The sequence below is a fragment of the Pseudoduganella dura genome (assembly GCF_009727155.1).
Classification (GTDB): domain Bacteria; phylum Pseudomonadota; class Gammaproteobacteria; order Burkholderiales; family Burkholderiaceae_D; genus Rugamonas; species Rugamonas dura.
The window spans coordinates 5,054,647-5,072,108 of sequence record NZ_WNWM01000002.1; the positions used below are offsets into that span (position 1 = coordinate 5,054,647).

Annotated in this window: 16 protein-coding genes; 7 read left to right on the forward strand and 9 right to left on the reverse strand. The window is 66.8% G+C overall.

Annotated elements, in window-relative coordinates; all coding sequences use genetic code 11:
• Positions 1-13: 13 nt before the first annotated feature.
• From GJV26_RS22150 to GJV26_RS22165, 4 genes are all read right to left on the reverse strand, one after another.
• Complete coding sequence (locus GJV26_RS22150) at positions 14-997, reverse strand: FHA domain-containing protein (protein ID WP_155710869.1); 984 nt, start codon at positions 995-997, stop codon at positions 14-16.
• Positions 994-2,406 (reverse strand): S1 family peptidase, encoded by a 1,413-nt coding sequence (locus GJV26_RS22155; RefSeq protein WP_155710870.1) that lies wholly within the window; start codon positions 2,404-2,406, stop codon positions 994-996. Before GJV26_RS22155 ends, GJV26_RS22150 begins: the two co-directional genes overlap by 4 nt.
• Before the next feature lie 129 nt (positions 2,407-2,535).
• Complete coding sequence (gene ribA, locus GJV26_RS22160) at positions 2,536-3,192, reverse strand: GTP cyclohydrolase II (protein ID WP_155710871.1); 657 nt, start codon at positions 3,190-3,192, stop codon at positions 2,536-2,538.
• A 218-nt stretch (positions 3,193-3,410) separates the two neighbouring features.
• On the reverse strand, positions 3,411-4,112 hold the full coding sequence (locus GJV26_RS22165) for a pirin family protein (RefSeq protein ID WP_155710872.1): 702 nt from the start codon (positions 4,110-4,112) through the stop codon (positions 3,411-3,413).
• A gap of 139 nt (positions 4,113-4,251) precedes the next feature.
• On the opposite strand from GJV26_RS22165, the gene GJV26_RS22170 reads away from it, so the two are divergent.
• The 3 genes from GJV26_RS22170 to GJV26_RS22180 all read left to right on the forward strand — a co-directional run bounded on the left by GJV26_RS22170 (position 4,252) and on the right by GJV26_RS22180 (position 8,485).
• Entirely contained in the window at positions 4,252-5,172 is a 921-nt protein-coding gene (locus GJV26_RS22170; protein ID WP_155710873.1) for a LysR substrate-binding domain-containing protein, read from the forward strand.
• Positions 5,173-5,304: 132 nt separating this feature from the next.
• The gene (locus tag GJV26_RS22175) at positions 5,305-6,273 is read left to right on the forward strand and encodes an EAL and HDOD domain-containing protein (protein WP_155710874.1); all 969 of its coding nucleotides are present in this window, start codon (positions 5,305-5,307) and stop codon (positions 6,271-6,273) included.
• Positions 6,266-8,485 carry a putative bifunctional diguanylate cyclase/phosphodiesterase gene (locus GJV26_RS22180; protein WP_155710875.1) on the forward strand — a complete coding sequence of 740 codons (2,220 nt, stop codon included), beginning with the start codon at positions 6,266-6,268 and terminating at the stop codon, positions 8,483-8,485. The genes GJV26_RS22175 and GJV26_RS22180 overlap by 8 nt, the downstream gene beginning before the upstream one ends.
• Positions 8,486-8,620: 135 nt before the next feature.
• Here GJV26_RS22180 and GJV26_RS22185 read toward each other — a convergent pair whose 3' ends face one another.
• Positions 8,621-8,998 carry a KGG domain-containing protein gene (locus tag GJV26_RS22185; RefSeq protein WP_155710876.1) on the reverse strand — a complete coding sequence of 126 codons (378 nt, stop codon included), beginning with the start codon at positions 8,996-8,998 and terminating at the stop codon, positions 8,621-8,623.
• A gap of 280 nt (positions 8,999-9,278) precedes the next feature.
• Between GJV26_RS22185 and GJV26_RS22190 the strand changes: the two genes are divergently transcribed.
• Positions 9,279-9,686, forward strand: coding sequence for a PPC domain-containing DNA-binding protein (locus GJV26_RS22190; RefSeq protein WP_189442296.1), 408 nt, complete (start codon positions 9,279-9,281; stop codon positions 9,684-9,686).
• Here the strand turns inward: GJV26_RS22190 and GJV26_RS22195 are convergent.
• Positions 9,683-9,904, reverse strand: coding sequence for a DUF3820 family protein (locus tag GJV26_RS22195; protein WP_155710878.1), 222 nt, complete (start codon positions 9,902-9,904; stop codon positions 9,683-9,685). The genes GJV26_RS22190 and GJV26_RS22195 overlap by 4 nt on opposite strands.
• Before the next feature lie 114 nt (positions 9,905-10,018).
• Between GJV26_RS22195 and GJV26_RS22200 the strand changes: the two genes are divergently transcribed.
• Positions 10,019-11,224 (forward strand): MFS transporter, encoded by a 1,206-nt coding sequence (locus GJV26_RS22200; RefSeq protein WP_155710879.1) that lies wholly within the window; start codon positions 10,019-10,021, stop codon positions 11,222-11,224.
• Positions 11,225-11,238: 14 nt separating this feature from the next.
• On the opposite strand, the gene GJV26_RS22205 is transcribed toward GJV26_RS22200, so the two are convergent.
• From GJV26_RS22205 to dgt, 3 genes are read right to left on the reverse strand one after another with little or no spacing between them, the layout of a single operon-like run.
• Positions 11,239-11,574, reverse strand: a complete 336-nt coding sequence (locus GJV26_RS22205; protein ID WP_155710880.1) for a DUF3861 domain-containing protein — start codon at positions 11,572-11,574, stop codon at positions 11,239-11,241.
• Between the two features lie 26 nt (positions 11,575-11,600).
• Entirely contained in the window at positions 11,601-12,668 is a 1,068-nt protein-coding gene (locus GJV26_RS22210) for an acyl-CoA dehydrogenase family protein (RefSeq protein ID WP_229419386.1), read from the reverse strand.
• 10 nt (positions 12,669-12,678) lie between these two features.
• Positions 12,679-13,896 (reverse strand): dGTP triphosphohydrolase, encoded by a 1,218-nt coding sequence (gene dgt, locus GJV26_RS22215; protein ID WP_155710882.1) that lies wholly within the window; start codon positions 13,894-13,896, stop codon positions 12,679-12,681.
• A 95-nt stretch (positions 13,897-13,991) separates the two neighbouring features.
• Between dgt and GJV26_RS22220 the strand changes: the two genes are divergently transcribed.
• Together GJV26_RS22220 and sppA are read left to right on the forward strand one after the other, a co-directional pair.
• Complete coding sequence (locus tag GJV26_RS22220) at positions 13,992-15,467, forward strand: sodium:solute symporter (RefSeq protein ID WP_155710883.1); 1,476 nt, start codon at positions 13,992-13,994, stop codon at positions 15,465-15,467.
• 48 nt (positions 15,468-15,515) lie between these two features.
• The gene (gene sppA / locus GJV26_RS22225; protein ID WP_189442292.1) at positions 15,516-17,402 is read left to right on the forward strand and encodes a signal peptide peptidase SppA; all 1,887 of its coding nucleotides are present in this window, start codon (positions 15,516-15,518) and stop codon (positions 17,400-17,402) included.
• Positions 17,403-17,462 lie beyond the last annotated feature (60 nt).

Consider the following 17,462-nt stretch of genomic DNA (forward strand, 5'->3'; position numbering starts at 1 on the left):
AACATTGTACAGATCAGTCGTCGTCCTCGTCGTCCGCTTCATCGCCGGAAACGTCGCGCTTGCGCTCGGCATCGGCTTCCGCCCTGAGCCGTGCCGCCGCGCCCATGAAGTCGTCCACGCTGTGATCCGGACTCTGGCGCACGGACGGCGGCAGCAGCACCGACATGTACAGCTCGTCCGCCAATCGCCCGGTGCCCTGCAGGTTGCTCATCAGGACCAGCCCGGAGCCCAGCCCCAGCAGCACGCCGCAGGCGATCTGCAGCCGGCGGGGCTGCATTTGCGGGCGCACGGTGCGCACGTGGAAGTACACCATGCAGCAGACGATCAGGATCGCCACATGGTTGCCGTAGCGGGTGAACACTTCGGCGGACCAGGCAAACGCCAGCACCGACGACAGCGCCTTCCACGCACCGATCGTGACCAGCCCGGCGCCCAGGATGAACAGGTGCCGGCCCAGCCGCGCATGGCTGCCGAACAGCCGGTTGACCAGCGCCCAGATGCCGCTCCATAACAGGCCCGCGCCCAGTCCGGAGGCGATCGTCAGCAGGTAGCGGATCGCCTGGAAGCCCTCGGTATCGGTCAGCGCCTGCTCGACGCCGATGAACAGGGCGACCAGCGCCAGCCCGGCCAGCGCCGGCGCGCCGCCTTCCCACGCATGCATCGTGGTATCGGTGAGTTCCGGTTCGACGGGAAAGCTGGCGTCGCGCACGCGCAGCCGCGTATGGCCGAGCCGCACGACCGTGGTGCCGGTCAGCGGTACCAGGGGTTCGCGGCGCCCGTGCAGCACGATGCCGTTCTGGCTGCCCGCGTCGCGCAGCACGAGGGCGCCGTCGTCCTCGCGTTCCAGCACCGCATGGTGCGGGGCCGTGTGGGCATCGTCGAGCACGACGTCGTTGTCGTAGCCGCGGCCGAGCGTGACGGGCAGCGACTCGAAGCGCTGCCTGGAGAGGACGTCGCCGTTGCGCGCCAGGATCTCGATGAAGTAGGGCGCCGTCATTTGACGCTCGTGCGCGCCAGCGCTTCGAGGAAGGCGCGCGCGGTGCGCATGCCGTTTTCGTAGGATACGCCGCGCGCATCGAGCCGGCTTTGCAGGTTCATGGCGCCGTCATCGGTGCTGGCGGTGAGCAGCGAGAAATCGTACAGGCCGGCGAACTTGCGGTAGGCGCGCACGCACAGCACGGCGCGCATCGGCAGCGAGCCGTTCGTCACGAACTGTTCGGTGCATTGCGGGCCGGTCATGCGGCTGTCCTTGTAGCTGCCGAACGACTCGTTCTTGAACGAGGCCGATGACAGCTGCGCGAAGCGGATCGCATCGAGGCCGGTGCTGCGCAGGTACTGGTGGCGGATGCCGATCGCGCCGGTCTGCAGCGATCCCGAAACGAACACCGCCGACTCCATCGCGCAGCTGGTGGTATCGACGGCGAACGGCTTTTCGCTGCGCGCCGCCGCCTGCGCGCTGGAGTTGCCCCAGCAGCGCATCTGTTCCGATTCGCGCACCGGCACTTCGTACGAGCCCATGACCTTCTTCGTCAGCGGGCCGGACAGCAACTGGTCGACCATCCCCTTCTGGTGGGCCAGCAGCTGTTGCGTGACGATGGCCGTGAAATCCTTCGGCGGCACGGCTTTTTCCGCCACCTGCTTCAGCAGCCGCTGCGCATAGCGGATCGGCACGAGGAAACTGACCAGCTCGCCGTCGAGCCGCTTGGCCACGTTGACGCCGGCCACTTCGCCGTCGGCCGTCACGCTGGGCCCGCCGCTCATGCCCGAATTGATCGGCCCGGTGAACATCAGCTGGTCGTAGAAACTGCGCGAGATGACGCCGTTGTAGGCGCCCTCGGAAATCGCGAAGCCCAGGTCGAGCGGATTGCCGAGCGAGTACAGGTACTGGCCCTGGGTCAGCTTCACCGCATCCTCGGGCACCTTGAAGAAGCCGGTGCCGTAGCGGTTGACGCGCACCACCGCGAGATCGTGCAGCACGTCGACCGCCAGCAGTTCGATGCTGCCGCGCTGGCCGGACGTGTCGACCCACTCGCCGGTATAGGTCGCCGGGTCGAGCGCGAACTCGGAAACCACATGGTAATTGGTCAGCACCAGGTTCGAGGTGCCGACCAGGAAGCCGGAACCGACCGACGACTGGGTGCGGCCGCTTTTCAGCAGCGAACGCACCTGCAGCAGGTCGGCCTTGGCCGCGGCGTACAGTTTCTGGGCGGCGGAAGAGGGCGTGGGCAGCGGCGCCGTTTCGCCTTGCGCCGGCGCGCGCCGTGGCGCGGGGGCGCCGCCGGGCGCCGGCTGCGAACCGGGCAGGGCTGGCTGTGTCGACGGGGGAGCGGGCGCGGCCCATGCGGCGGCGCCGCAGGTGAGGGTGATCGCGAACTGGAAGGTTGCAGCAAGCCGGGTTGGTAGCATGTAGTCACTGAACTTCTTTTAACAAAGAACAGTGTACCTCAGGAATTACGACCGGCGTGCCGCGACGGGCATGCGGTTACCAGCGGTTACATATGAAAACGGGCAGGGCGGGCGAGCGCGCCCGCGGCATCACTGCTCGCCGTCGCTGGTGGCCGTGGCGACGACGGGGGTCATCATGTGCCCCAGCTTCAGCGCCTTCGTGTTCAGGTAATGCTGGTTGAAGACATTGCGGTTGACCAGCAGCGGCACGCGCTCGGAAACGGGCATGCCCAGCTTTTCCATCGCGGCGATCTTGCGGGGATTGTTGGTCATCAGCTTGAGGCTGTGCACGCCGAACTGGTGCAGCATCGGCGCCACCAGTTCATAGCTGCGCTGGTCCGGCTTGAAACCGAGCTGCTCGTTGGCCTGCACGGTATCGGCGCCGGCCTCCTGCAGCCGGTAGGCGCGCATCTTGTTCAGCAGGCCGATGCCGCGGCCTTCCTGGCGCAGGTACAGCAGCACGCCGCGCCCTTCGGCGGCGATGCGCTGCAGCGCGCCTTCGAGCTGGGCGCCGCAGTCGCAGCGCTGGGAAAACAGCACGTCGCCCGTCAGGCATTCGCTGTGCACGCGCGCCAGCACCGGCGCGCCGTCGCCGATATCGCCCAGCACCATCGCCAGGTGTTCCTTGCCGGTCGAATGCTCGATGAACGCGTGCAGCGTGAATTCCGCCCATGGCGTGGGCAGCGCGCACGAGGTGACATATTCGAGATCGGACGAGGCGACAGGGATTTCAGCAGCGGGCAGCATGGCTAAGCTCTTTTCATTCGGGTACGTATAGCCTCTCATCATAACAAAAATTGTGGTTTCGGCTGGAGCCACCAACGGCCGAGCCCGTGTCATGGTGCCAGGCACCATGACACGGGCTCGGCCTTTACAGGCGCAGTTGCGTGCGTCGTGCTGCACGAGTCTATAGCTGAGTCCGTGTCAAGGGGTCAGGCACCATGACACGAACTCGGCAATTACACTCAATACGGCAGGTCGAAGACCAGCACTTCGGCCGCCTCGGCCTTGTCCAGCGTCACCCGCGTTTCCTTGGTCAGTTTCAGCGCGTCGCCGCCTTTCAGCGCGGTGCCGTTGACGGTCACGGTGCCGCGGATCACGTGGACGTAGCCGGTGCGCTCATCGTCGAGCACATGCGATACGCTGTCGCCCTCGTTCAGGATCGTTGCGTAGATCCGCGCATCCTGGTGGATGGTCACCGAACCGTCCCGGCCGTCGGGGGAAGCGATCAGGCGCAGCTTGCCCTGCTTGCTCTCCGGCGAGAAGTGCTTTTCCTCGTAGCCGGGAGCGATGCCCGTTTCTGCCGGCTGCACCCAGATCTGCAGGAAGTGCACGCGTTCGCTCGGCGAGTGGTTGAACTCGCTGTGCCGCACGCCGGTGCCGGCCGTCATGCGCTGCACGTCGCCGTAGCGCAGCACGCTGCCGTTGCCCATGCTGTCCTTGTGCTCCAGCGCGCCTTCCAGCACGTACGAGATGATTTCCATGTCGCGGTGGCCGTGGGTGCCGAAGCCCTGGCCCGGCATCACCTTGTCTTCGTTGATCACCAGCAGCGGGCCAAAGCCCATGTGGCGCGGGTCGTGGTAATGACCGAACGAAAAGGTGTGACGGGAATCGAGCCAGCCATGGTTGGCGATACCGCGTTCTTCACTGCGACGGACTTCTTGCATGATATGCTCCTTGATGTTGTTTGCGATCGTTTCGAACACACCATCTGGTGTGTTATCAGCTCGGATGAAAAGAGTATAGGCCTCGGCAAACGATTAAAAAAACGGAAAATTTACCCCTCTGCTATCGAAAAATTCGAACATGCTCAGACTCAGCCTGGAAGCCCTGCAGATCGTCGACGCGATCGACCGCCGCGGTTCCTTTTCGGCCGCCGGCAAGGAATTGCACCGCGTGCCATCGACCATTTCCTACACCGTGAGCAAGCTCGAAGATGATCTCGGGGTGCAGGTGTTCGAGCGCAACGGCCCGAAAGTGGAGTTGACAAAAGCCGGCCGCGAGCTGCTCAAGGAAGGCCGCTACCTGCTGCGCGCGGCGCAGGACCTGGAGCACCGCGTGCGCCGCGTCGCTTCGGGCTGGGAGACGGAGCTGGCGATCGGCCACGATTCGATGTTTTCCAGCCTCGCGTTCGGCGACGACATCCGCGCCTTCTACGAGGTTGCCCAGCAAACCCGGCTGCGCATCGTGCGCGAGGCGCTGTCGGGCACCTGGGAGGCGCTGCTGGATCGCCGCGTCGACCTGGTGATCGGCGCGCCCGGCGACGGCCCGGCCGGCGGCGGCTACATCTCCGAACCGATCGGCACGCTGCGCTGGGTGTTCGCGGTGGCGCCTTCGCACCCGCTGGCCGCCATCGAAGGCACGCTGGGTCGCGCCGACCTGCAGCGGCACCGCGCCGTCGCCATGGCCGATTCGGCGCGCCAGATGGCGCCCCGCACCGTGGGCCTGCTGCTGGGGCAGGACACGCTGACGGTTCCCGACATGGCTTCCAAGGTGCAATACCAGGTGGCCGGCCTGGGCTTCGGTTTCCTGCCCGAGCCATGCGCCCGGGCGGCGATCGCCGCCGGGCTGCTGGTGGAGAAGGACGTCGAGGAGCCGAAGCCGGACGAGACCTTCTACCTGGCCTGGCGCACCGGCGAGACGGGCGCCGCGCTGCAATGGTGGCTGGCGCGGATGCGCGCGGGCACGCTGTTCGACCGGCTGTGTCGGCATTTGCCAACGACATGATTGCGATACATCAACAAGGTAAAAGAAAGCGCGCGTGACAGCGATAGTGCGTTGCGCTAACTATTGACTGTCGCCAATTGTTTCGGGGTAGCATCGGATTCGTCGGCTCACGCCACCTTTCGGGATGCTTCCATGAACACGATATTCCTGCAACTGCTTGCCGATCGCACGGGCGTTCCCGCCGGCCTGGTGCTGGCGGCCCGGAACGACAAGCCGGCATCGCCCGCCCAGGCGCTGGCCCGGCTCGCGGCCGAGTTTCCCTGCCACTTCCGTACCGGGCTTGCCGAAGCGGCGGCAGCGCCCCTGCGGCAGGCCGGCTGGCACGAACTGGCGGCCGAGCGCACGCTGCGCGCCGATGCGCCACCCGGCAAGACCCTGCCGTTCCAGGTGGCCTGGATCGAAGGCGACTGGGCGCTGGCGCCGCCGGCGCGACCGGCCGGCAACGGCGCGGCGTCGCGCGCGCTGGCTCTGCAACTGGTGGAGCGGGTCAACGCGGATGCCGACACCCACGAGATCGAAGCCCTGCTGCGCCGCGATCCCACGCTGTCGTACCACCTGCTCCGCCTGGTCAATTCGCTCGGCGCAGGCGTCCGGAAGGGCACGGGCCGCACCATCACCAATTTCTCGCAGGCGATCCTGCTGCTGGGGCGCCAGCAGCTGCGCCGCTGGCTCAACCTGATGCTGTTCGCGGCGCGCGGCGGCGACGGGCGCTCGGCGATGCTGCTGGCCCGGGTGTCGGTGCGGGCTCGGCTGATGGAACTGCTGGCGCGGGCCACCGGCCTCGATCGCCTGAACCAGGAACAGGCCTTCATGACCGGCATGTTTTCGCTGCTGGGCGCGCTGTTCGGCGCGCCGCTGGCCGACGTGCTGGCGCCGCTGGCCCTCTCGGCCGCCGTGCAGCGCGCGCTGCTCTCGCGCCAGGGCGACATCGGTGCGCTGCTGGCGCTGGTGGAAGCGGCGGAGCAGGCCGATTTCGATGCCGTCTCCACGGCGCTCGAGGGTGCCCGGATACCGGCCGCCGACTTCAATGCGATGGTGATCGACGCCAACCTGTGGATGCTGGCCGTGACAGGCGACATGGCGGGCCGCTGCCATGCGTGATACCGCGATCATGCACTGCCTGGCGCTGTGCCGGGCCGCCCGCGCGCAGCAGGGAGCCGCACTGGCGCAAACGCTGGACCAGCTCGAGGCCGGGCTGGCCGCCCTGGGCAGCCAGCCCGAAGCGGAAGAAGCGGCACTGGCGCTGGACCTGGCCGGCTACGTGACCAGCTGGAGCGATGGCGCCGAGCAGATGTTCGGCTACAGCGCGGCCGAAGCGGTGGGCCAGCACGTGCTGTTCCTGTACACCGACGACGACGAGGGCAGCATCGCCGAACTCGTCGTGGAAGCGGACAACGCGACGGCCGAGGTGCGCCGCCGCAAGAAATCCGGCGAGGCGATCTGGGTCCGGCTGTCGATCACGCTGGTGGAGGAGGGCGGCAAGGCGGGCGACGGCACCGACAACGATACAGGCAACGACGCGGGCGGCGCGGCCGGCATGCATGTGCGCCTGACGCGGATGAAGGAAGGCCTGTCGGCGGCCGAGAAGACCAGCCTGCATGCGCGCATCATCGAGGAAACCGACCAGGGCGTGCTGGTCACCGACGCCGATGAGCGGATCGTGTCGATCAACAGCGCGTTCACCCGCATCACCGGCTACACGATGGCCGAGGCCATCGGCAAGACCCCGGACCTGCTGCGCTCCGGCATGCACGGCGCCGGCTTCCGCAGCCAGGCGCGCGCGGCCATGGCGGGCGGCGCGCCGTGGCGCGGCGAAATCATGGGCCGCCGCAAGAACGGCGACCTGTTCCCCCAATCGGTGATCGTCAGCGCCGTGCGCGACGAACATGGCCGCATCAGCCACACGTTCTCGCTGTTTACCGACATCAGCGTGCACAAGGACGCCGAGGCGCGCATGCAGCGCATGGCCAATTACGACGCGCTGACCGGCCTGCCGAACCAGGGCCTGCTGATGCAGCTGCTGGGGCAGGCGATGACGGAGGCGCGCCGCACGCACGAGCCCGGCGCGCTGCTGGTCGTCGAGATCACGCGGCTGGGCTCGATTTCCGACACGCTGGGCCACGATGTCGGCAATGCGTTGCTGGTCGAAGCGGGCCGGCTGCTGCGCTCGCGGCTGCGCGAAGGCGATATCCTGGCCAGGCTGGACGGCAACAAGTTCGCCATTGCCTTGCCGCGGGTCGAGCGGCGCGAGCAGGCGGCGCTGGTGGCGCGCAAGCTGGTCGAAGTGCTGGCCGCGCCGATCGGCGTCGGCAGGCGCTCGCTGCAGGTCGGCACCCATGTCGGCATCGCCGTGTATCCCGAGGATGCGCAGGAACCCGGCGCGCTGCTGCGCGGGGCGGACGTAGCGGCGATGCGTGCCGGAACCAGCATGGAGCCGGCGCTGCTGTTCTTTTCCGAGGAGATGAACCAGCACGCCAAGGAACACCTGCGTATCGAAAGCGAATTGCGCGATGCGCTGGCGAACGGCGAACTGCTGCTGTACTACCAGCCGAAGGTAAGCCTGCGCAGCGGCCGCATCGTTGGCGCAGAAGCATTGCTGCGCTGGCGGCACCCGGTGCGCGGGCTGGTATCGCCGGGCGTGTTCATCCCGGTGGCGGAAGAAACGGGGCTCATCATGGAACTGGGCGACTGGGCCATCGAGGAGGCGTGCCGGCAGATCCGGCAGTGGCATGACGCCGGCCTGGAGATGCCGCCGGTCGCCGTCAATTTGTCGGCCCGGCAGTTCGACACCGGCCTGCCGCAACGCATGGCGGCGGTGCTCGAACGGCACGACGTGAGCCCCGAGCAGGTCATGCTGGAGATCACGGAAAGCCTGCTGGTACGCGGCGCCGACACCGTTATCGGGATCATGAACGACCTGGTGGCGATGGGCCTGGCGCTGGCGCTGGACGATTTCGGTACCGGTTATTCGAGCCTGGCGTACCTGAAGAAATTCCCGATCAGCACGCTGAAGATCGACCGCGCCTTCGTGATCGGCCTGCCGCACGAGGAAAACGACTGCGCGATCGCCCGCGCGATCGTCACGATGGCGCAGCAAATGCGGCAGGAGATCGTCGCGGAAGGCGTGGAGACGGAAGACCAGATGACGTTCCTGCGCGACCTGGGTTGCGACCAGCTGCAGGGCTACCTGTTCAGCCAGCCCGTGCCCGCCGTCGACTTCCAGCGCATGCTGGGCGAGGGCCGCCGCCTCGCGCTGCCCCATCCGCATGCCGAACGCGCACGTACGGGAGCGCCGGTGGCGCAGTGCTCCTGATCCGCCGGCCGCTATCGATGCGGCACTTCATCCGGTGACGGCACATGATCGAAAGCCGCTCATGCGGGCGGCTTTCGACAGGTGTTCCCGAATGGCCGGGAACCGCGCCCGGGCGCCGCTGTTTCCCAAGCGCGCTCAGCGCTTGTCGTCGTTCTTGTGGCTTTGGCGGCCTGCCTGCGCATGCTGCTCGGGCGTGCCGCCGCGCACGCCGCCACCCTGGCCGCCCTGGTTGCCCTGATTACCGCCCTGGCTGGCCTGGTTGCCGCCGCCGGAACCCTGGTTGCCGCTCTGGCGATTGCCATCGTTCTTGTGGCTCATGCTGCCGGCCCTGCGTGCTTCTTCCGATGTGAATTCGTGTGCGTTGCCGGAGGCGTGCGCAGCGCGGCCGCCTTCGGAGGCGATTTCACGCTGGCGTTGCGGGTCCATGGAAGCAAAACCACGGTTGCTGGTATCGCCGCTCTGCTTGCTGCCTTTGTTGCCGCCCTGGTTGTTACCTTGGTTCGATGAAGCCATGGTGATCTCCTAGTAAGCTATGAACATTGCATCCCTTTTGCACCTGTTTCCGCCCGCTGTCGTCATGTCCGGCGTCGCGTTCAAGTCGTGTAAGGGAGCGCTCATCTTAGGCTCAATGGATGGCTGTTTTTATAAGAGATCAGGAGGGTACTTTGTAGGACAACAGCCAACAAAAAAGTAACACAGCAGTTCAAAAATGTCACAATCATGACGCTTGCCGCGGCTGATCATTCTTCACGACACGCGCCTTTTCTCGAACCAACCAACCGAAGCGATGACGATCCTTTCCATGCCCCTGCGCCTGCGCCCGGGAGACGACCTGCGAGGCGCGATCGAAGCGGTCCTGCGCGAACACGGCGCAGCCTTTGTCCTGCAGGGCATCGGCTCGCTGTCGGTGGCGCGGCTGCGCTTCGCCGGCCGTCCGCAGCCCGATGTGCTCGCGGGAGATCTCGAGATCCTGACGCTGGCCGGCTCGGTGTCGCCCGATGGCGCGCACCTGCACATGGCCGTCGCCGACGCGGCGGGCCGCGTGTCCGGCGGCCACGTCGCGCCGGGCTGCATCGTGCGCACGACCGCCGAGCTGCTGGTGGCGCTGTTGCCCGGCCACGTATTCGCCCGCGAACACGACAGCGGAACCGGCTACCCGGAACTGTCGATCCGCCCTGTGCCCCAGGCAAGCGCTTCCTAGCGCCTGCCTGGGGCGCGCAGCGGATCGAGCAGCCCCCGCAGGTCGTTGTGGTCGAGTTCGTACATCAGCGCCAGCAACGCGCCCAGTTCGCCTTTCGGAAAACCTTCGCGGGCCATCCAGCCCAGGTAATGGCCGGGCAGTTCGGCCAGCGTGCGGCCCTTGTATTTCCCATATGGCATCTCGCGAACGAGCAACCGGGAGAGTGCTTCACTATTCATATTGTTGCGGCTGGGTCAAAGAACATCTGCTTCGCTAAGGCTTTTTCGAAAGAATCACTTCCGGGATACTGCACGGTATTGCATTCACCATTCAGTACTTTACAGGAGTCATTCATGCCCATTGCCCTGCTGGCGCTCACGATCAGCGCCTTTGCCATCGGAACCACCGAATTCGTCATCGTCGGGCTGTTGCCCACCATGGCGGCCGACCTGCACGTCACGCTGCCGTCGGCCGGCCTGCTCGTCAGCCTGTACGCCCTCGGCGTGGCCATCGGCGCACCCGTGCTGACGGCGCTGACCGGCAAGGTGCCCCGCAAGCTGCTGCTGCTGGCACTGATGGTGCTGTTCACCGCGGGCAACCTGCTGGCCTGGCAGGCGCCGGGCTACGAATCGCTGGTGGCCGCCCGTATCCTCACTGGCCTGGCGCATGGCGTGTTCTTCTCGATCGGATCGACGATCGCCACGTCGCTCGTGCCCAAGGAAAAGGCGGCCAGCGCGATCGCCATCATGTTTACCGGCCTGACCGTTGCCCTGGTCACCGGCGTGCCGCTGGGTACCTTCATCGGCCAGCACTTCGGCTGGCGCGAAACGTTCCTGGCGGTGTCGGCGCTGGGCGTGGTCGCGTTCATCGGCAGCCTGCTGTTCGTGCCGACGGATATCCAGCACACGAAACCCGCATCGCTGCTGGCGCAGGTGCAGGTGCTGGCGCAGCCCAGGCTGCTGCTGGTCTACGCGATGACGGCGGTCGGCTATGGCGGCTCGTTCATCGCCTTCACGTTCCTGGCGCCGATCCTGCAGCAGGTGGCCGGCTTCGGCGAAAGTGCCGTGGGCCTGGTGATGCTGGTGTATGGCGTATCGGTCGCCTTCGGCAATATCTGGGGCGGCAGGCTGGCCGACCGGCGCGGCCCGATCGGCGCATTGAAGATCATCTTCCTGGGCCTGGCCGCCGTGCTGCTGGCGCTGACGTTCACCGCGCCGCACCCGTGGCTGGTGGTGTTGACGGTCCTGCTGTGGGGCGCGGTCGCATTCGGCAACGTCGCGGGGCTGCAGGTGTACGTGGTGCAGCAGGCGGAACACTACACGCCGCGCGCCGTCGACGTGGCTTCCGGGCTCAACATTGCCGCGTTCAATCTCGGCATCGCCGGCGGCGCGTGGGGCGGCGGACATATCGTCGAGCAGCTCGGCCTCGTGCACACCGGCTGGATCGGCGCGCTGGTGGTACTGGGCGCCTATGGCCTGACGGCGCTGTCCGGCCGGCTGGACCGGCTGAACCCGCGCCCGGTCACGTCAGGCAAGTCACTCCACGCCGTCGTTCACTAGGCCTACCGGGGCCGCTAAGGCGTCTTGGGCAGGGCAGGGGGCCCGTCCGGGGACGCTCCGGATGCGGGCCCCTTTTTCAGCTCCTTCATGAATTGCCGGAAATGGGGCTGGAATTCGGCGAACAGCGGGTGATCGCGGTTTTCCAGCATCACCTCGGAAAACAGTTTCAGCCCGACGGCAAACGCCGTGGCGGTTTCCGGGCCGAAATCGCCACGGCCGCGCATGCGCTCGACGATGGCGAAGATGTCGTCGTGGTTGCCGACCTCGAACGCCAGGGAATCGCGTGTGACGGGATGGCCGCCCGGATCCTGCAGGTGTTCGACGGTGACGCGGTAACGGTGCTGCTTCATGATGCCCCCTCGTGTTCCAGTAGAGTTCAGTCCGGCAGCAGCAGCGCATGCTGCGTGGCGGTATGGAAATCGCGCCAGACGCGGTTGATGGCGGCGTCCTCGCGCGCCGCCTGCAGCCCGCAATACGGATACAGCGCATCGACATTGCGGCGGCAGGTTTCGACAAGCCGCAAGGATACCTGCTGCAGGCTTTCCTCGTCCGGTACGGCGTGGCGCACCACGTCGGCCCAGGCGCGGTCGAGTGTTTCATGCAGCGCCGCGCGGCCCGCCGCCAGTTCCTCGCGCGCCCGCGCCAGCCGCGCCGCCACCGACGGCACTTCGGCCAGGGGCACGCCGCTGCCGTGCTGCCGCCGCGCAGCGACCAGCGGTTCGGCCAGCGCGACGAAGCGCCCGGCCATGCCGAGCAGGTTGGCCGCCAGCGTCACGTAGGCCAGCGCCATGAACGGGAACCGGTACAGCGGGCCGTCCGCCGTGGCGTGGGCGGCATCGATGGCGAAACCATGGCTGGCCGGCACGCGCGCGCCGTCGATGCGGTAGGCATGCGAGGCCGAGGCGCGCAGGCCGATGCTGCGCCACGACGATTCCAGCGTCACGTGCCGCGCCGGCACGACGAAAGCGCGGATGCGCGGCTTGCCCGCCTCGTCGCGAACAATCTCTCCCCGTATGCGCAGCACGGCGTTCAGCGTGAAATGCGTGGCCATCGGCGCGCCGCTGGCGTAATCCCAGCGGCCGGTAATGATGAAGTCGTCGCCGTCGGTGTCCGCGAATCCGGTCGGCGCGCCGCTGCCGGCCAGGCACACGCCCGGCGTGCCGATGATCCCGCTCGCCAGGGCAGGGGGCAGGAAGCCGGCGAACCAGCCGGCACCCGCGCACAGCGTGACGACCCAGCCCAGGCTGCCGTCGGTGGCGGCGATCTCTTCCTCCAGCCGCACCACCGCCGGCAGCGGCAGCTCGGCGCCGCCCGCCGCGCGCGGCGCCAGCATCGTCAGCCATCCCTGCCCGTGCAGCGTTTCCTGCTGTTCGGGCAGCAGGAAACCTGCCAGCTCCGCCTGCCGCCATGCATCCACGGAACCGGACACCAGGTCTTTTGCCATATTTCCCGGATCAGCCATAGATGCGCTCCAGGCTGCCCTTGCCGAAGTATTTCTCGTATTCTGCGGCGGCGTTCACGTCCATCATGCCGGCGATGTAGTCCAGCACCAGCCGCGCGCGCGAATCGGCCAGGCAGCGCAGTTCCGGCGGCAGCAGCACGTTGTCGCGGTTGTAGTTGCGGTCCGTCAGCACCTCGAACAGGCCGCGGATGATCTTTTCGCCGCGTTTTTCATACAGCTGCACATCCTTCTTGCGCAGGATCGCCTTCCACAGCAGCGATTTGAGCCCGCGCGCCAGCGGCCCCATCGTGCGGTAGCCCAGCTCCGGGCCGTGCCGACCCTCGATGACGGCGATGTCGCGGCACAGCTCGTGCACGATCTGCGAAGTCATCTCCTTGCGCAGCACGATCGAGTATTCCTCCGAACTGGCCTGGGCCTCGCTTTTCAGCGCTTCTTCATGGGCGCCGTGGGCGATGCGCGAGAATGGCTCGAAGGCGTCGGCGAAGTCGCGGCTGATGCGGAACTCGTGCAGGATTTCGCCCCACGTGATGATGCCGAAGCTCATCGCATCTTCCAGGTCGTGCGCGGCGTAGGCGATCTCATCCGACAGATCCATGATCTGCGCATCGATGGTCTTGCCGATCGACAGGCCATGCCGCGCCAGCTCGCCGGCGAGGAAGTGATAATCGTCGTCGTACAGGAATTTTTTCGGGTTGTCGGCGCGCCGATGGAAATACTTGGTGATGCCGGCCAGCGTGCGCACCGTGAGGTTCAGGCCGGCATACGCGTGGTGCTTCTTTTCCAGCGTGCGCAGGATGCGGAAGGCCTGCGCGTTGCCCTCGAAGCCGCCGTCGCCGGCGCCCAGTTCGTCGAGGATGCGTTCGCCGTAATGGCCGAACGGCGGGTTGCCCAGGTCGTGCGCCAGCGCGCAGGTTTCGGCGACCACGCTGCGCTCGAGCCCCAGGTCGGCGGCGATCGAGCGGGCGATCTGCGCCACTTCCAGGCTGTGCGTGAGCCGGTTGCGGTTGAAATTGGCGGCGTCCACGCCCAGCAGCTGCATCTTGCCCTGCAGCCGGCGGAACGACGACGAATACAGCACGCGCGCATAGTCGCGCATGCATTCCTCGCGGCCCGCGGCGCGGCCGTCGGCCTGCGCGTGGACGCGCGCCTCGAGCGGCAGGATCAGCGCTTCCTGCTCGCGGGCGAATTGCCGGGTGGCGGCACAGTACATGATCGGTCCTCTGGTGATGCTGTTCGTCTCCCGCGGATTGTAGCCCGGCGGCAGGTGTATATTGCTGCCGGTTCGAACTTTACAATGCGCTCCGTATGTCCCCGGCTTTCCTGTTTTTCGTCATCTTCGCGTATTTCGCCCTGTTGCTGGCCGTGGCATGGGCCACCTCCCGCAACGCCGACAACGCCAGTTTCTTCATCGGTAACAAGAGCTCGAACTGGGCGCTGGTCGCGTTCGGCATGGTCGGCACCACGCTGTCCGGTGTCACCTTCATCAGCGTGCCCGGCGCCGTGGGGCGCGACGGCTTCGGCTACCTGCAGATCACCATCGGCTACGTGATCGGCTACCTGGTCGTGGCCTTCGTGCTGCTGCCGGTGTATTACCGGCTCCGGCTCACCTCGATCTACCACTACCTCGACGTGCGGCTGGGGCGGCGCGCTTCCCGGAGCGGCGCGGCGTTCTTCATCGTGTCGCGCACGCTGGGCGCCACCGCGCGCCTGTACCTGGTCGTCAACATCCTGCAGGCCACGATCCTGGACCGCCTCGGCGTGCCGTTCTGGGCCACGAATGCCGTGATCCTGCTGATGATCCTGCTGTACACGTACGAGGGCGGCGTGAAGACGATCGTCTGGACCGATACCCTGCAGACCACCGGCATGCTGGCCGGCCTCGTCACCTGCGTGTGGTTCCTGCTGCACACGATGGACCTGTCCGTGAGCGGCAGCCTGGCGCAGATGCAGTCGGCCGGCCTGGCCCGTGTTTTCGATTTCAACGTCGACAGCCCGGGCTACCTGTGGAAGCAGATCGTGGCCGGCGCCTTCATCACCATCGCTATGACGGGCATGGACCAGGAGATGATGCAGAAGAATATCTCGGTCAGGACGGTCGACGGGGCGCAGAAGAACATGCTGCTGCTGACGTTCATCCTGGTGATCGTGCTGGGCCTGTTCCTGTTCCTCGGCGGCCTGCTGCACCTGTACGCGGCGCAGGCGGGCGTGACGGCCGCCGGCGACAGGCTGTTCCCCACGATCGTGATGGAGCACCTGCCGGCGGCGATGCAGCTGATCTTCTTCGTGGCGCTGGTTTCGGCGCTGTTTCCCAGCGCCGATGGCGCGCTCACGGCGCTCACCTCGTCGTTCTGCATCGACCTGCTGGGAATGCAGCGCCGGCAGGGCCATGGGCTGGACGAAAAAACGTCGGTGCGCTGGCGCCACCGCGTGCACCTGGGGTTCTGCGCGCTGTTCCTGGTACTGGTCATGGTGTTCAAATGGATCGACAGCGCCAGCATGATCGGCGTGATCCTGAAGCTGGCCGGCTACACGTACGGCCCGCTGCTGGGCCTGTTCGGCTTCGGCCTGCTCACGCGCCGCGCCGTGCGGGACCGCTGGGTGCCCGCCGTCGTCATTGCCGGGCCGGTGCTGTGCGCGCTGCTGGAGCACTGGCAACACGTGTTCTTCGGCAGTTATAAACTGGGGCTGGAATTGCTGGTCGTGAACGGCCTGTTCGTATTCGCCGGGCTGTGGCTGGTTTCCTCACCCGGAAGACGTGGCGCGCTGGCGGGCGCAAACTGATACAGTCACGGTTCAAGATTGAATTATCAACATTACCCGGAGTTACCTGTGTCCCGATCCGTATTTTCGACCGTGCGTGGCGGCATTGGCCGCGTGTGGCGCTTCATCGATGCCAGCCGCCGCGCCGTGGTGAACCTGATTTTCCTGGCGATCGTCGTCGCGCTGCTGTATGCGATCTTCGGCGGTGGCGTCAAGCCGCTGGGCGACAAGACGATGCTGGTGCTGAACCTGAACGGCCAGCTGGTCGAGCAGGCGCCGGGCGGCGCCAGGCTGGCCGCGCTGGCCAACATCGGCGACGACAACGTGCGCCGCTATATCCAGCTGCGCGACATCTTGCGCGTACTCGACAGTGCCGCCCGCGACGAGAAGATCGCCGGCGTGGTGGTGCTGGTGGACGAGATGGAAGGCGGCGGCCCGGCCATGCAGCGCGAGATCGCCGCGGCCCTCGACCGCTTCCGCGCCACCGGCAAGCGGGTCGTGGCGTGGGGTTCGAACTACAACCAGAGCCAGTACCAGGTCGCCGCGCATGCCAATGAAGTCTATCTTCACCCGATGGGCACCGTGATCCTGGACGGCTACGGCAAGTACCGCACCTATTATCGCGACGCGCTCGACAAGCTGGGCGTGACCGTCAACCTGCTGAAAGTGGGCAATTTCAAGAGCGCGGCCGAGCCGCTGGTGGCCAACGGCCCGTCGCCGGCCGCGATGGAGGCGGAAGCCTACCTGAACAACGACCTGTGGAGCCGTTACCTGGAGGATGTGGAAAAAGCCCGCAAGCTGCCCTCGGGCACCATCGCGCGCGGCATCGAGAACCTGCCCGCGCTGGTGGAGGCCAACGGCGGCAACCTCGCCAAGCTGGCGCTGGGGGTGAAACTGGTGGACGGCCTGAAGACGCGCGACGAGATCCGCACGCTGATCACCGGCCTCGGCGCGCCCGACCTGGAGGGCAAATCGTTCCGCCAGGTCGGCTACGACGAATACCTCGCGCGCCTGGGCCCGCAATTGACCGGCGATGCGATCGGCGTGGTGATGGCGGTCGGCGAAATCGGCGACGGCATCGCCGCGCCCGGTTCCATCGGCGGCCTGTCGACGTCGAACCTGATCCGCATGGCGCGCGAGGACGACAGCGTGAAAGCCATCGTGCTGCGTGTCGATTCGCCGGGCGGCAGCGCATTCGGCTCCGAGCTGATCCGCCGCGAACTCGAGCTGACCCGCGCCGCCGGCAAGCCGGTCGTCGTCTCGATGGGCAACCTGGCGGCATCGGGCGGCTACTGGATCTCGATGTCGTCCGATGAAGTGATCGCCGACGCGTCGACCATCACCGGTTCGATCGGCGTGTTCGCGCTGTTCCCCACCGTCGACAAGGTGATGGACAAGCTGGGCATCCACAGCGGTGGCCAGCCCACCACGTGGCTGGGCGATGCCGGCAACCCGACCCGCCCGATGGACCCGCGCTTCGGCCAGTTGCTGCAGGCGTCGATCAACCATGTGTACTCGGAGTTCACGACGAAGGCCGCGCAGGCCCGCAAGAGCACGCCGGAAAAGATCGACGCCGTGGCGCAGGGCCGGGTATGGACCGGCGCGCAGGCGCAGGAACGCGGCCTGGTCGACACGCTGGGCAGCTTCAACGACGCGGTGCGCTCCGCCGCCCGCCGCGCCAAGCTCGGCGGCCAGCCGCGCATCGTCTACATCGAACGCGAAACCACCCGCTTCGACAAGGTGCTGAACTTCTTCGGCGCCCCCAACGCGCTGGCCGTCAGCGACATGATCGATGCCGCCGTGGCGAAGCAGGTGGGCTCGGTACTGGCCCCGGCCGGCATCCCTGCCGGCGTGGCCGGGCATGTGGCCAGGGAGCTGAACTGGCTGAACGAGATGACGGCGCAGAAGAGGCCGTTCATGGCGCTCACGCACTGCATGTGCGGGGTGCCGGAGTAAGGGCATGACAATACCCGCACGCGGGTCGGCGCACGCCGCCGGTCCGCTGCGGCGCAATGG